Raw genomic sequence first — 14,314 nt, forward strand, 5'->3', positions numbered from 1 at the left:
CCACTCGGTACAGTGCCCGACGTGCGAGCAGAGTCCCAGCCGGCGACCGTCGGCGCCATCGCCCTGTGGGGAAGCAGCGACCTGCCGGGGCTCGGCGACCAGGTGGTGCCCCGAGTGCTGGAACGCGAGCTGCTGGCCCGGCTGCCCGGCTGGCGGGTGACGCACTACGCCCCGCTGGGCTGGTCGCGGCCGTCGGTGTCGGACGGAGGCCTGGTGGCGCAGCCGCTGGGCGAGCCCACCCAGGGCCGACTCAAGCAGATCGCCGACTCGGTGCACCTGAGCATCCTGTGCCCGACCTTCGCCCCCGGCGACGACCTGACCGCGTTGTACGGGACGTCGTCGGCCGAGCCGTTCTTCGCCCTCACACTGCCGACGGTGACGGTCAACCTGGCGGTGCTGGCCGACACGCTGGCGCCGGCCGAGGTCCTGGCCGCCCGGACGCTTCAGCTGCGCCAGCTCGGCGAGTTGCCCGAGGGCGACTACGTGATCGGCCCGGACGGCATCGAGCTGCCGGCCGACGTGGTCGTGGAGGACAAGCTCGCGGCGATCGCCTCGGCCCGCAAGGTCGTGACCGAGGATCCCTACGTCGCGGCGGCGGCGGCCGCGCTGGGCACGGCTTTCCAGGGCCCGATCATCGACGTGCGCATGATGGCCCGCGAGGCCCGAGCCCAGATCGACGGGTTCGCCGCGGCGGCCGAGCAGGTCCTGGTCGAGCGCGGCGGCGACCTGACGCGGCGGAATGCCGAGCTGTCGGCGGAAAACGCGGCGTTGCGGCACGCCCACGCACGGCTGCGCCACCGCATGCTGCACGAGCGGCAGATCCTGGTGGACAAGCTGATGGCCGCCGACGACTCCGAGGCGGTCGAACGGCTGCGGGCCGAGCTGGAGCACGAGCGCCAGCTGCACCGCGAGGCCCTGGCCCGCGCGGCGGAGGACCACCGCGAGCTGAACGCCTTGCGCCAGACCAAGTTGCTGCGCTGGTCGCAGCCGCTCCGCGAGACCTACGGGAAGATCAGGCGGGCATGAGGATCACGTTCGTCCTGGTCACCTACGGCGGCCGCGACCTGGTCGGGCCGTGCCTGGCCAAGCTGGCCGAGCACACGCCGCAGCCGTACGAGGTGATCATCGCCGACAGTGCGTCCCCGGACGGCACCGGCGAATGGCTGGCCGCCAACCTCACCGGCGCGACCGTGCTGCGCATGGACCGCAACCTCGGCTTCGGCGCCGGCTGCAACCTGGCCGTGCGGCACGCGAAGACCGAGCTGGTGTGCTTCCTCAACGCCGACGTCGAGGTCACCGAGGGCTGGCTGGAGCCGCTGCTGGAGGTGCTGGACACCCGCCCGGACGTGGCCGCGGTCGCGCCCGTGATGCTCAACGTCGACGGCACCGTGCAGGAAGCCGGCAGCGTCATCGGCGGCGACGGCTGGTGCCGCGCGATCGACGGCCCCGAGAACGAGATGTTCGCCCGCCAGGTCGACTACGCCTCGGCGGCCTGCCTGGTGATGCGCCGCAGCGCCTTCCACCAGGCCGGCGGCTTCAGCGCGGACTACGAGATCGCCTACTTCGAGGACGTCGACCTCCAGGTCCAGCTCAAGTCGCTGGGCTGGACGGTGTGGGTGGACCCGCGGTCCAAGGTGGTGCACGTCCGGCACGGCAGCAGCGGCGGCGACCGCGCGGCCGAGCTGATGCGGCTCAACCACAAGGTTTTCCTGCGCCGCTGGCCGCAGGAGCTGGCCGATCGCCCGGCCGTCGTCGGCCTCGACGAGCCCGGTCGCGAGCACCACAGGTACTGGCTGCGCGACCGCAACGCCGGCTATCGGGTGCTGCTGATCGACGACCGTGTGCCGCAGGCCGACCGCGGCCGGGGCGACCCCCGCACCATGGCGGTGGTCGACGCCTGGCGGCTGGCCGACCCGAACGCCCGCGTCACCTTCTACGCGTACTCGCCCGAGCGGGCCGAGGAGTACGCGCCGGCCTTGCAGGCCAAGGGGATCGAGGTCGTCTGGGGGGTCACCGACGCCCGCCGCTGGTCGGCCGAGCGGGCCGGCCTGTACGACGTGGTGGTGGTGTTCCGGCCGCACAACTTCGCCCAGGTCGGCCTGACGATCGCCAAGTCGCAGCCGCAGGCGGTCAAGGTCTACGACTCCGAAGCGCTGTTCTACCGCCGCCCCGGCCAGTACTTCGAGACGGCGCCGACCTCGGCCGACCGCCGACGGCTGGCGATCGAGGCGCGGCACCTGCGCGAGCAGGAGGAACACGCCTTCACCTGGGCCGATGTGGCGGTCTGCGTGAGCGAGGAGGAGGCCCGCTGGGCCCGCGGCATCGCGCCGAACACCTCCGTGCACGTCGCCTGCTACCCGGCCAGCCTGCCCGGCGAGGTGCCGGGCCTGGAGGGCCGTGACGGTCTGGCGTTCTTCGGCGGCTTCGACAACGCGCCGCGCACGCCGAACGAGTTCGCGGTGCTGGAACTGGTCGACGAGGTGCTGCCGGAGCTGTCCCGCCGGCATCCCGGGCTGCGGCTGCGGGTGATCGGCGCCGACCCGTCGCCGGCGGTGCGGGCCCTGGCCCGCGACGACATCGAGGTCCTGGGCAAGGTGCCGGACCCGGGCGTCTGGCTGTCCAAGGCCCGGCTGCACGTGGTGCCGATGCGCTACGGGGCCGGCGTGAAGATCAAGTTTGTCGACTCGATGGCCGCCGGCCTGCCCTTCGTCACCACGCCGGTCGGCGGCGAGGGCCTGCACCTGGGCTGGATGGCCCGGCACCTGGTCGGCGAGTCCCCGGCCGAGATCGTCGAGCTGTGCCACCGGATGCTCACCGACGACGTGCTGTGGACGGAGATCCAGCAGGCCCTGGTCGAGGTCTGCCGGACCAGGTTCTCCGCCGCCGCCTTCCGGGCCGAGATGGAAGGCGTGATCGCCGACTGCGGGGCCCTGCCGAGCCAGAAGATCCAGTACAGCAGCAGCTAGTCGATACTCGGCGGGACCAGGGGCGGGATCTTGGCCCGGGCCCGCCGCAGCGCGTGCCAGCGCAGCGCCGCGCTGAGCAGGAACCGTTCCGCCCCAGCGGTTTCCTCCCGCGCGCGGGAGGCCAGCTTGAGCAGCGGGGCCCGGCGGTGCTCGACCTCGCTCAGGGCGGTCAGCCGCTCGCGGTCCTCGGCGGTCAGGCTGCTCACCCGCAGCAGCAGCGTCGTCGCGAACTGGGCCACGCGGCGCAGCTCGTACTCGGCCACGGCCTCCAGCTGCGCTTCCTGCTCGGCGGTGAGAATCTCGTTGCGCCCCAAGGCCAGTAGCGCCATGCCGAGGTTGCCGGGCAGACCCTTGTCCAGCCGCTCCTGACGGTGCCCGGTCACGGCCTGCCCATGCTGCCGGTACGAGTACAGCGCGCGGTTCACGAACGCCAGCTTGGAATCGGCCAGCGCGGTCGCGGCGATCCACTGGTCGTGGAACGCCGACGGCGTGCCCGGCGGGAACGGCAGCACCAGCTCGCGCAGCGTCGGGCCGTCGATCAGGCTGGCCGCGCCGGTGACGGTGTTCAGCAGCAGCAACGCTTCCAGATCGGTCCACTGGTTGCGGCGGTCCGACCAGAACGAGCCGGCCAGCACGGTGTCGTGCTCGTCGACCAGCCGCATGTCCGAGTAGGCCAGGCCGTGGCCGGGCAGCGCCGCCAGCAGCGTGGCCAGCTTGTCCGGGTCCCAGACGTCGTCCTGGTCGGCCAGCGCGACCGCGTCGGCGTCGGCCGGGGCGGCGGCCAGCGCCCGCTCGAAGTTGGCGTAGAAGCCGACGTTGTCCTCGTGCGCCACCAGCACGAACCGGTCGTCCCCGTGGATCAGCCGGCGGATGACCGCCACCGACTCCGGGCCCGAGTTGTCGTCGCTGAGCACGCACACCCAGTTGTCGTGGGTCTGCGCCCGGATCGAATCCAGTTGCGCGGCAAGGAAAGCCGGATCCGGACGATAGGTCGCCATGCAGACGGCGATCTTCGGACCGCGCCCGGGCCACGACACCGTCACCGGGTCCACATTGGACGGAAGCAGCCGCAGCGGCGGAAGTTCGCGCCGCAGCAGGGTTCCGTCGGCCAGCAGCACCCCCAGAGCCAGCGGCTTGTCCACCGGCGTGGCGATCGGCGTCAGCGGCAGCCGGACCCGGAAGCCGCAGCCGCCGGGCGTGCGCACGGCCGAAGGTCCAAGCGCGGCAACGACATCCGGCCGGTAGTGGCCGGTGCTGGCCGCGTGCCATGCGCCCTCGAACAGCACGCGGACGTCCTTCACCGCGACGCCGGCGTTGACCACCCAGCCGTCCAGGTCCACGACCTGGCCCCGGCCGACCGCGATCGGCCGCTGCGGCACGTTGACCGAGTAGTGCAGCTCGGCCTCCCGCTTGGGCCGCGCCGACTCCCGCATCCGCGCCCCGATCACACCGGCCAGCGGACCGGAACGCCGCATCACGGCGTCGCCCTCGTCGCCGGCCCGGCCGAGCGCGATGTCCCGCACGCCGCGGGCGATCCGCGCCGACGGCCACAGGTAGCGGTGCGCGGCCCGCACGATCTTGGCGTTCTCCAGGGCGTCCAGCCGGGCCCGGGTCTTGGACAGCCGGTCGGCGACCTGTGCCGCCTGCTGCTCCAGCTCGGAACTGCGGGCCTGCGCCGACTCGGCCTCCAACGCCGCATCGGCCAGCTCCGCGAAGACCATGGCCAGCCGCCGGTCCAGCCGGGCCGCCTCGGCCCGCGCGACCGACAGCTCCTGCTCGGTGATGCCGAGCTGGCCGTTGATCTCCTCGGCCCGCGCCTGCGCCTGCGCCAGCGCCGCCTGCTTCTCGTCCCGGTCGGCGGTGACGTCCGACAGCGCTTGGCGATGCCGCTCCAGGTCCGCCGTCGCGTCGTGCAGGCTCTGCTCCAGCCCGCCGATGTGCTGGCGGTCGCTCAGCAGCCGGTCGAGGCCGCCGTCCATGGCCCACAACGGTTTCTGGCCGGGCTGCTCGATCCGCTCGTGCAGGGCCTTGACGACGGCCGCCGCCGGCGTGCCCGTGACCAGCGCCTGGAGCTCGCCCTCGGCCTCCAGCAGCTCGGCCAGCCGTTCGTCGGCCGCCTGCCCGAGCCCGATCAGACCGGCCAGGCCGCGCAACACGTCGTGCTCGGTCGCCGCGCTGCCCCACACGTGCGGCGCGCCGCCGTCACGGATGTCGTGCGCGAACTCCAGCAACGACCGCAGCTGCACCAACTCCGCGTCGACCCCGGTGCCAGCGAGCCACTCGCGGTCCACCCGCTGCACGCCGTCGTCGGTCAGGACCAGGTTGCCCGGGTGCACGTCGAGGTGATCCGGCGGCAACACCGCCACGCCCTCGTGCCCCGGCAGGTAGGGATGCCGCTCGTCGTCGGCCGCCAACGGCCGCTGCTCGGCCAGCACCGTCTGCTGCCACAGCGTGGCCAGCCGACGGAGCTCGACCACATCGCCGGCCCGCAAGGCGTCCAGCATCGCCGCGTCCAGCGCCCGGCCGGCGAGCCACGGCTCCGCCGACTCGGTCTGCTGGCGCAGCCAGTCCCGTCGGCTCACGCCGGCGGACGACGTCAACACCAGGTCCCGGCCCAGCGCGCGGGTGCGCCGCCACTCCGGCCGGCGGCCGCCGCTGATCAACCAGGCCAGCCCCGGATCCAGCAGCTCGTCCAGCGGCTGCTCGGACGCCGACGCCAACACCAGGAACGACGGCGCGACCTCGACGCCGAAGCCCTCGGCCACCGCCGCCCGATACAGCTCACGCCCGGGCGCGGCCATCAGACCGCCGCCGAACGCGCCGCGCAGCGGGTCGCGGACCAACTTCTCCACCAGCTCGGGGGCGTCCGGGCGGTCGAACAGCGCCGTGTTCAGCACCACGCGGGGCATCTTGTAGTCCGGGTACGGCAGCAGCCAGCGCTGCGCCGTCAGACCGGCCTCGGCCAGCAGCGACGCCAGCTTGCGCCGGGTCCAGGTGCGGGGCTGCGGCTGGTCGCCCGGATAGTCGGCGACACCGACCCACGACTTGCCGTGGTGATCCTCGGGCCGGCCCAGCAGGTAGCCCACGCCCAGCTGGTTCTCGATCGCCAGCGCGACCACGCCCCGCTCGGACAGCGCCTCCCGCACCCGCCCCAGCAGCCGCTGCGGCCCGGCGCCGTAGAGGGTGCTGTACTCCAACACCCCGCACAGCACCGCCAGATCGAGGCCGCCCGGGGCGGCGGCCAGCTCACCCTCGATCTCGCCGCGGACGATCTGCACGTTGGACAGGTCCCGGCAGCGCTCACGGGCCGCCGCCGCACGATCCTCCGTGCCCTCGATGCCGAGCACGTCCAGCCCGGCCTCGCCCAGCGCCCGCGTCAGAACACCGGTGCCGCAACCCAGATCCACCGCCCGCTGCCCCGGCCGCAGCCGCAGCGGCGCGAGCAGACCCAGCCGCTGCGGCGAGAAGTGATAGGCCGTCTCCCAGGAGTCGACCTTCACCGCCAGCTCCGTCGACCCCGCGCTGACATCCCGCGCCGCCCTCAGCGCCAGCAGGACCTCGGACTCCGCGCCGTCGGCGTAGCCGACCTCACCCGACATCACGGCGCAGGCGCGTACTTCTGCGTCTCGGTCTTGAGCAGGTCGCGGAACGCCTTCTCCGCGGCCGCCGCGTCGGTGCTGTAGGTCTCGACGCGGATCACGTAACCGTTGGAGATGTAGTGCGCGCGGAACGCCGTCTGCTCGTTCGAGTTGCCGGCGGCCAGCGTGCGGGCCACGACGCCGGTCGGGATGCCGGCGGTCACCTGCTGGTACTTGGACTGGGCGTAGAAGTTGTCGATCGCGTTCAGGATGGCCTTCGGATCCGCGCCGGTGCCGGCCTGGAACGCCCAGATGCCCTCGTGCATCTGGCCGTTCTCGGTGACCACGCCGGCCACCTGGATCGCGCCGTTGTTCTTGAGGATGCCCACTTCGGTGTCGGTCGGCGCGTGGTTGGTGACCGCGTCGGCGATGGAGTAGTTGACGTTGTAGACCTGCTTGCCCGGCACCTGCACGAACGGGCCGGTCGGCAGCGGCGGCGGGGCCGAGGTGGTGGTCGTCGGCTTGGGCGTGGTCGACGTCGTGGTGGTGGCGTCGTGGTTGGAGCCGGCGGTGAAGAAGTAGATGCCGCCGGCCAGGCCCAGCACCAGCACGATGGCCACCGCAATGGCGATGATCTTGCCGGTGTTGCGGCTGCTCTTGCCGCTGTCGAAGATCTCCGGGCCCTGCAACGGCCAGCTGGCCTTGCCGAAGTCCGGCGGCAGCTCGTTGCTCCACGGCGCCGCGCCGTACTCCTGCTGCGGTTGCGGCCCACCCTGCGGGGGCATGCCCTGCTGCGGCATCGACTGCCACGGCGGCGGGGTCTGCGGGCCCGGCGTGAAACCGCCGGCGTTGGGCACCACCTGGGTGCGTTCCGCGCCGTCGCCGGTGTTGCGCACCACCTGCGTGCGCTCGGCGCTGTCACCGGCCGGGGCGTCGGAGATCGGCCGCATCACCTGCGTGCTCTCCGACTGCGTCTCCGCCGGCGGCGGCACCGGGGCCTGGTTCTGCTGGTTGGCCGGCGGCTGCCAGCGGAACGGCTGGCCGAACGGGCTGCTGGCCTGCGGCGGCTGCTCGGCCGGCTGCTGCGGCTGGCCGCCGGGCGGCGTCTGGGGCTGCTGCCCCTGGGCCACCCCCAGCAGCTGATCGCGGCGCAGACGGTAGTCCTCTGGAGTCACCCGGCCCTGGGCCAGCTCGCTGTCGAGCTGTTGCAGCTCCTCTTGCCAGGACATCCTCAACCCCTCCGGATCACGTCTCACGTCTGCGGGCCATTGTGCCGAAGGCCTCTCGGCCGCCGTACTCGACTACGTCGTTGAGAGATCGGGTTGTGACCCGGCCTCGTCTGTCACTGCTTCGGAGCCACCGCCAGGCGGTACGCCTTGCCCCCGGACATCACCACGACCTGCGGGTTTGTCGCGTTGGCGGCGGCGACCGCGTGCCAGCCGACGTTGACGGCGGTGGTGTGGGTGGCCGCCGCCACATCCGGCCGCGGCAGGCCCACGTAACCGCCCCCGACCACATTGTCGTGGTCGTCCACCACGAGCACGCAGTCGGGACTCCTGCCGTCCACCACCGCCCAGCCGGACAGCACCGTGTCGCCGACCACCTTGCCCGTCTCCACGTAGCCGCCGCTCGCGCCCGCCGCTGCGGGGGCCAGCTGCGGCGCGGCGGACACGTTCAGCTGCGAGCCCAGTTCCGGGCCACCACAGCCGAGGGTGAAGTCGCTGGTGAACGGGTAGACGCCGAGGCCCTTGGCCGCCGGCAGGATGGTGTCCTTCATCCGCAGTGACGTCATCACGTTCTTGGCGTCCAGCCGCGCCGCCACCGCCAACACCGTCTGGTTCGGGTACTGGTTGCGCACGTTGGTGGCCTGCGGGCTGCCCAGCGCGAACGTCATCAGGCCGACCGCGACCGCCAGCACCACGGCCGGCAGGACCGCGAGCCGGCGCCACAGGACCAGCCCCAGCCCCAGCAGCGCGCACAGCGCAAGGCCGCTGATCACCGCGTACCGGCCGGACTCGCCGATGTTGTCGGCCACTCCGGCGCGGGACACGCCGATCATGGCCGCGGCCAGCAGCATGTGCGCGCCGAAGCCGGTCCAGCCGGCGGCCTCGGCGGGCTGCTGTTCGTGCTGCTCACGGGGCCGGATCCGGGAGGCGACGACCAGCGCGACCGCCACCGCCAGCAGGATGGTCGTCAGCGTGCCGGCCAACACCGGCAGGTCCGGCGCCTGCGAGGACCACAGCTGGCCGACCACGCCGGAGGTGACGGCCAGGAACCGGTCCAGGGTCAGCGCTGCCACCGAAGTCGGGGAGGAGCCGGGCAGCGTCGTGTACGCGATGGCCGCGCCGATGGCGCCCAGCACGGCGATGACGATCGGCGTGATCACCTTCCACCGCCGGTCGCCGCGCAGCCAGGGGATCAGGGCCAGTGCCACCCACACCGGGAACGCCGCGCCGTGGCCGAAGCAGGCGATCAAGCCGAGGATCAGCGCCGGCGCCGTCCGCCCGCGATGCGCCAGCGCGATCGCCACGACGGCCGGGGCCAGGCCGGACAGCCAGTGCGTGCCGCTCATGCCCTCGGCGAAGTTCTCCAGGTTGCCCGCGGAGAACAGCAGCAGGGCGAAGCCGGCCAGCGCCGCCGCCCGCACCGTCGGGCCCAGCCGGCGCGGCAGCATCGACGCCAGCGCCGCCACGACGACCAGGCTGAGCGCGATCACCAGCAGGCCCAGCGCCTGGTTGGAGCCGCCGAAGAACTTCGCGTCCAGCCAGAACAAGGTGCCGGCCAGCACCACCGGGTGCTGGTTGTAGACGACGAAGAGACCGGCCAGGTGGTACTGGCCGGTCGGGGAGCTGGCCAGGCCGAGCACCGACCAGTAGTCCAGGAAGTTCAGCCGGGGGGAGCGGACGACCTCCACGATCATCGACAGCACCGGCAGCGCGGCCAGCACCGTCAACAGGATCGCCGGCCAAGGCCAGCGGCGACGGCCGTCCTCGGCCGCCGTCTCGGCCATCTCCGGCCGGGACTGCGTGGTGGTCATGCGAGCTCCGGTTCCCCCGCCGGCCGCTAGCTCGCCGGCGCCTTGGCCAACAGTGCGGTGGCGGCGTCGTGCAGCGCCTTGGCGACCGCCGACTCGTCGGCGGGTTGGGCCTGCGCGACCGCCACCATCACCGCGTTCAGGCCGGAAGCGTAGATGGCGCGGTACTGCACCTGGTCGCCGGCAACCAGCTTGACCACCTTGACCTGGTCGGGCAGGCCGATGCCGTCGGCCGGGTGCAGGCCGCCGAGGTCCTGATACTCCAGCAGGTCGGCGCTGGTTTTCTTGGCCGAGGTCGGGCCGTCGGTGACGAAGGCGAGGACCACGTAGTTGAGATGGCCGTCCGCCGATCCGGTGAATGTGACCTGGCTCACCTTGTCGGCCTGGAGGAAGTCGGCCTCGCGGGCGTCGAACAGGCCGCGGTTCTGGCCCTCGAAGACCGACAGCTCGGCCCGGTCCAGACGGGCGGCGCCGGGTAGCGCCGGCAGGTCCTCCAGGTGCAGCGCCTGTGGGCCGGACGGGGCCGACGCCGCCTCCATCGCCGGGCGGACGCCGAACCACCAGCCGCCGGCCAGCAGTAACACGGCCACCACCACGACGACGACCAGCAGCGCGGCCCGTGACTTCTTCCTGGCCACCTTGGCGTTGAAGAGCTCTTCCTCCATCGGCGTCCGCGGCGCGTACTGCGGCGCCGGGGCCTGCTGGTCGGCCAGCGGCTGGTACATCGGCAGCTCGGTCACCGGCGACCACGGCGGCACCACGTGGCTGTCCGGCGCCGGCGGCATCGGCTGGATCGGCATGCCGGTGAACGACGGGCCGGCCGGCGCGGGCTGCCCCGACGGCGGCGTGCCCGGCGGCTGCTGGATCGGCAACGGCTGACTGGGCATCTGCGGGGCCGCGGGGTAAGGCGGTTGCTGCTGGAGCGGAGCCGCCGGGCCGGGCATGGGCTGGATCGCCTGGTACTGGGGCGGCGACGAGGCCGGCTGGTACTGGTCGGATGCGGGCTGGGATCCCTGCGCCGACTGGTCTTGCGCCGGTAGTCCCTGCGGAGGCGTCGGCTGCGCCGGACGCTGCGGCGCGACCTGCCCGGCCGGCGGGAAGCCTCCGGACGCCGCCGCGAGCAGGTTGTCGCGCTGGCGCCGGTACTCGGCGGGGGTGATCCCCTTGTCCGCCAGCTGGGCGTCCAGTGCGCGGAGTTCCTCCTGCCAGGTCACGATCGTTCCTCCGGGGGTCCGCGGCACCGTGTCCGGCCTTGCTACCAGGCGCGTCCGTCCGTCACAACATAGTGACCCGAAAAAAGGAGTCCGGCTCGGCGTTTGCCTCTGGTTATGGTCAACTCGTGACCACACTGACCGTGCGACTGCCGGATGAACTCGATGTCGAACTGCACGCCGCGGCGCGGGCCGAAGGCGTGTCGGCCGAGGAATTCGCGGCGGATGCGGTGGCGGCGGCGCTGGAGGCGCGGCGGCACGCGGAGGTGATGGCCATCGCGGGGCGGGTGCTGGCGACGGACGCGGTGATCGTGCATCGGCTGGGCACGGCATGACCAGGTATCTGACGACGGCCGATCTGCTGGCGATCGCCCACGCGACGATGGGCGGCGAGGCGCTGATCCGGGACGAGGGACTGCTGGACTCGGCGGCGGCCCGGCCGAGGATGACGATGTTCGGCGCGGACGCGTATCCGGATCCGCATCGCAAGGCGGCGGCGCTGATGCACTCGGTGCTGCGCAACCATCCGCTGATCGATGGCAACAAGCGGCTGGCCTGGGTGGCGGCCCGGGTGTTCCTGGCGCTCAACGGGTTCGATTTCACGCCGGACGACGATCGGGCGACGGAATTCGTGCTCGCCGCCGCGGCGGGTGAATCGGACGATGTGGATACGGTGGCGGCGACGTTGCGGGAATGGTCGCGAAACGGCGCGTGACGAGGGCATCACCGGCTGCACCAAGGGGCGTGAACCCTTGCCCCGATTGCGGTGATCCTTGCCCGAAACGGCAGGGGCGCAACGGGTCCGCCGCCGGATAGGGTCCGTGCGTGCCTGGAATGGTCCCGTTCACCGACAACTTCCGCGATCTCTCGAATACCGAGGGATACCAGTTCGAGTTCTACTGTGAGCGCTGTGGCAACGGCTACCGTTCGGCGTTCCAGCGGGACAAGGTGGAAATGGGCCGCGGCCTGTTGCGCGCGGTCGGCTCGCTGTTCGGCGGGGCGGTCGAGGACCTGAGCCGCTCGGCCGAGCAGTGGCGCTACGACCGCGCCACCAACTCGCCGGCCAAGGACAAGGCGCTGACCGCGGCGGTGGGGGAGATCAGCCCCAGCTTCCGGCAGTGCCGCGGCTGCGGCGACTGGATGTGCAAGGCGCAGTGCTGGAACGAGGAGATCGGCCAGTGCCTGCGCTGCTCGCCGATCGTGGCCGAGGAAGTGGCCCGCGCCCAGTCGGCGGCCCAGCGCGACCAGATCTGGCAGAAGGCCCGCGAGCAGGACTGGACGGCCGAGGTGGACGTGGCCACGCGGGCCAAGCTGGACTGCCCGAGCTGCGGCGCGAAGGTGGACGGCGGCAAGTTCTGCTCGGCCTGCGGCGGCTCGCTGGCGATGCCGGTGGCCTGCGGCGGCTGCGGCTCGACGGCCAACAAGCCGGGCGCGGTGTTCTGCTCCGAGTGCGGCGGCAAGCTCTGAACTGAGTAGCAGTACTCAAGACGAGTCGGCCCCGACCCGAGACGCTTTCCCCATGACGACGCCAACTCCCACCAACGGCCCCACTCCCGCGTTCTTCGCCCAGGCGGCGATCTCCTTCGGCCTGTCGCTGATCGCGGTGGCCGTCGGGGTCGCGCTCCTGCCCGTCGACCCCTGGATCAGAGCGTTTCTGGCGGTCGGCCTGCTCTACACCGTCACCTCGGCGTTCACGCTGGCCAAGGTGGTGCGCGACCGGCAGGAGGATTCGGCGCTGGCGCACCGGGTGGACCGGGCCCGGGTGGACAAGCTGATCGCCGAGCACGATCCGTTCCGCGTCGACTGATGGCAGACTGGATCTGTGGCCCTGTCGTCCGAGGTCAGGCAGCTGTGCAAGGCGCTGCTGCCGCCCGGTGAGCAGATCGAGTACCTCTTCCCGGCGCTGTCGGTCGGTCGCCCCGGGATGATCAGCCTGCTCGTCGTGGTCGGCGCGTCCGGGGTGACCCTGTTGGCCTGCAAGTTCTTCCAGCGGCACGTGCCCGAGTCGGTGTGGGCGAGGTTTCCCCGTTCGGTGCGGCTGTCGCCCACGGCCGGGGTCATCGAGCTGGGCACGATGCGGCTGGAGATCGACGAGGAGTACGTGCCGGTGGCGCGGGCCGCGGACGCGGAGCTGGCCGACCGGGACTGGCTCCCGCCGGACCCACTGCCGGATCTGTGAGAGGAACCCGATGCCGCACGTGACCGCGAACGGGATCACCCTGGAGTACGACACCATCGGCGATCCCGGCGATCCCGCCCTGCTGCTGGTGAACGGCCTCGGCACGCAGCTGATCGCCTGGGACCCCGGCTTCACCCGACTGTTGGTGGACAAGGGTTTCCACGTGATCCGGTACGACAACCGCGACATCGGCCTGTCCCAGTCCTTCGACGACGCGCCGCTGGACGTGCCGGCGGTGCTGGCCGGCGACGCCTCATCGGCGCCGTACCAGCTGTCGGACATGGCCGACGACGCCGCTGGCCTGCTGACCGCGCTGGGCATCGAGCGGGCGCACGTGCTGGGCGTGTCGATGGGCGGCATGATCGTGCAGGAGCTGCTGATCCGGCACGCCGACCGGCTGCTGTCGGCCTGTTCGATCATGTCCACCACCGGCGACCGCTCGGTCGGCGAGTCCACGCCGGAGGCGGTGGCCACGCTCCAGTCGCCGGCCCCGGACACCGCCGAGGCGGCCGGCGAGCTCGCGATCCAGGCCACCAAGGTGATCGGCTCGCCCGGTTTTCCCCTGGACGCCGAGCGAATCCGCAACTCGGCCATCGCCGCGTTCGAACGGTCCCGCCGGCCGATGGGCTTCCTGCGCCAGATGGCGGCGGTGATGGCCGCCGGCGACCGCACCGAGGCCCTGCGTTCGGTCGCCGTGCCGACGTTGGTCGTGCACGGCGAGGCCGATCCGCTGCTGGCCGTGTCCGGCGGCCGGGCGACCGCCGCGGCGATCCCGGACTCGCGGCTGCTGACCATTCCCGGCGTGGGCCACGACCTGCCCCGCGAGGTCTGGGCCCAGGTCATCGACGCCGTCGCCGACAACGCGGCCCGCTCAGCGGCCGCCTGACATCCGCACCCGCACCACCGTTCCGGCCGGCGACGACCGCAGTTCCACCGCGTCGCACAGCTGATTGACCAGCCACAGCCCGCGTCCGCCGGGCTGGTCCGGGGCCGGTCGTCGCCGGCCGGCCTGCGGGTCGGTGATCCAGCCGCGGTCGCTGACCTCGCACACCAGCGCCGCCCCGTCCCGCCACAGCCGGAAGACGCCGTGGCCGCCGCCGTGCCGAATGCTGTTGGTGGCCAGCTCGTGCACCGCGAGCACCAGGTCCTCGGCCCGCGTCCTGGCCAGCCCACAGGCCAGGGCGCGGGCGGTGACGAGATCCCGGAGCCGGCCGAGCCCGTCGAGCCCGAAGTGCAGCTCGTCCGGCCGGTCCGGCGGGTGGTTGTCGATGGCGGTAGCACCTCCCGCGAGTGGGCCTCACCGGGATGCCCACCCGGGCGGCCGTCCATGCCACCGATTTTGGTCT

General features: G+C 72.5%; 13 protein-coding genes. 8 read left to right on the top strand and 5 right to left on the bottom strand.

Annotation, left to right across the window (positions count from 1 at the left end; genetic code table 11):
• Positions 1 to 21 precede the first annotated feature (21 nt).
• Positions 22 to 1,026 carry a hypothetical protein gene (locus ACIG5F_RS07160; RefSeq protein ID WP_396516534.1) on the top strand — a complete coding sequence of 335 codons (1,005 nt, stop codon included), beginning with the start codon at positions 22 to 24 and terminating at the stop codon, positions 1,024 to 1,026.
• Positions 1,023 to 2,966, top strand: a complete 1,944-nt coding sequence (locus ACIG5F_RS07165) for a glycosyltransferase (protein ID WP_396516535.1) — start codon at positions 1,023 to 1,025, stop codon at positions 2,964 to 2,966. Before ACIG5F_RS07160 ends, ACIG5F_RS07165 begins: the two co-directional genes overlap by 4 nt.
• Here the strand turns inward: ACIG5F_RS07165 and ACIG5F_RS07170 are convergent.
• From ACIG5F_RS07170 to ACIG5F_RS07185, 4 genes are all read right to left on the bottom strand, one after another.
• Positions 2,963 to 6,565, bottom strand: coding sequence for a glycosyltransferase (locus ACIG5F_RS07170; protein ID WP_396516874.1), 3,603 nt, complete (start codon positions 6,563 to 6,565; stop codon positions 2,963 to 2,965). The two genes, ACIG5F_RS07165 and ACIG5F_RS07170, sit on opposite strands and share 4 nt — an antisense overlap.
• Entirely contained in the window at positions 6,565 to 7,773 is a 1,209-nt protein-coding gene (locus ACIG5F_RS07175) for a hypothetical protein (protein ID WP_396516536.1), read from the bottom strand. The genes ACIG5F_RS07170 and ACIG5F_RS07175 overlap by 1 nt, the downstream gene beginning before the upstream one ends.
• Before the next feature lie 113 nt (positions 7,774 to 7,886).
• Positions 7,887 to 9,581, bottom strand: coding sequence for a hypothetical protein (locus ACIG5F_RS07180; protein WP_396516537.1), 1,695 nt, complete (start codon positions 9,579 to 9,581; stop codon positions 7,887 to 7,889).
• Between the two features lie 26 nt (positions 9,582 to 9,607).
• The gene (locus tag ACIG5F_RS07185) at positions 9,608 to 10,792 is read right to left on the bottom strand and encodes a hypothetical protein (RefSeq protein ID WP_396516538.1); all 1,185 of its coding nucleotides are present in this window, start codon (positions 10,790 to 10,792) and stop codon (positions 9,608 to 9,610) included.
• Positions 10,793 to 10,917: 125 nt separating this feature from the next.
• On the opposite strand from ACIG5F_RS07185, the gene ACIG5F_RS07190 reads away from it, so the two are divergent.
• The 6 genes from ACIG5F_RS07190 to ACIG5F_RS07215 all read left to right on the top strand — a co-directional run bounded on the left by ACIG5F_RS07190 (position 10,918) and on the right by ACIG5F_RS07215 (position 13,854).
• Positions 10,918 to 11,124, top strand: coding sequence for a hypothetical protein (locus tag ACIG5F_RS07190; protein WP_396516539.1), 207 nt, complete (start codon positions 10,918 to 10,920; stop codon positions 11,122 to 11,124).
• Positions 11,121 to 11,504: a type II toxin-antitoxin system death-on-curing family toxin gene (locus ACIG5F_RS07195; RefSeq protein ID WP_396516540.1), complete on the top strand. Its 384-nt coding sequence runs from the start codon at positions 11,121 to 11,123 to the stop codon at positions 11,502 to 11,504. The genes ACIG5F_RS07190 and ACIG5F_RS07195 overlap by 4 nt, the downstream gene beginning before the upstream one ends.
• 119 nt (positions 11,505 to 11,623) lie before the next feature.
• Positions 11,624 to 12,256 carry a zinc ribbon domain-containing protein gene (locus ACIG5F_RS07200; protein WP_396516875.1) on the top strand — a complete coding sequence of 211 codons (633 nt, stop codon included), beginning with the start codon at positions 11,624 to 11,626 and terminating at the stop codon, positions 12,254 to 12,256.
• 52 nt (positions 12,257 to 12,308) lie between these two features.
• On the top strand, positions 12,309 to 12,596 hold the full coding sequence (locus tag ACIG5F_RS07205; protein WP_396516541.1) for a YiaA/YiaB family inner membrane protein: 288 nt from the start codon (positions 12,309 to 12,311) through the stop codon (positions 12,594 to 12,596).
• Between the two features lie 15 nt (positions 12,597 to 12,611).
• The gene (locus ACIG5F_RS07210) at positions 12,612 to 12,968 is read left to right on the top strand and encodes a hypothetical protein (RefSeq protein ID WP_396516543.1); all 357 of its coding nucleotides are present in this window, start codon (positions 12,612 to 12,614) and stop codon (positions 12,966 to 12,968) included.
• 10 nt (positions 12,969 to 12,978) lie between these two features.
• Positions 12,979 to 13,854, top strand: coding sequence for an alpha/beta fold hydrolase (locus ACIG5F_RS07215; RefSeq protein ID WP_396516544.1), 876 nt, complete (start codon positions 12,979 to 12,981; stop codon positions 13,852 to 13,854).
• On the opposite strand, the gene ACIG5F_RS07220 is transcribed toward ACIG5F_RS07215, so the two are convergent.
• Positions 13,840 to 14,238: an ATP-binding protein gene (locus tag ACIG5F_RS07220; protein ID WP_396516876.1), complete on the bottom strand. Its 399-nt coding sequence runs from the start codon at positions 14,236 to 14,238 to the stop codon at positions 13,840 to 13,842. The two genes, ACIG5F_RS07215 and ACIG5F_RS07220, sit on opposite strands and share 15 nt — an antisense overlap.
• Positions 14,239 to 14,314: the final 76 nt, after the last annotated feature.

Origin of the sequence: Kutzneria sp. NPDC052558 (assembly GCF_044547355.1) — a bacterium.
In the GTDB taxonomy this organism is placed as follows: Bacteria; Actinomycetota; Actinomycetes; order Mycobacteriales; family Pseudonocardiaceae; genus Kutzneria.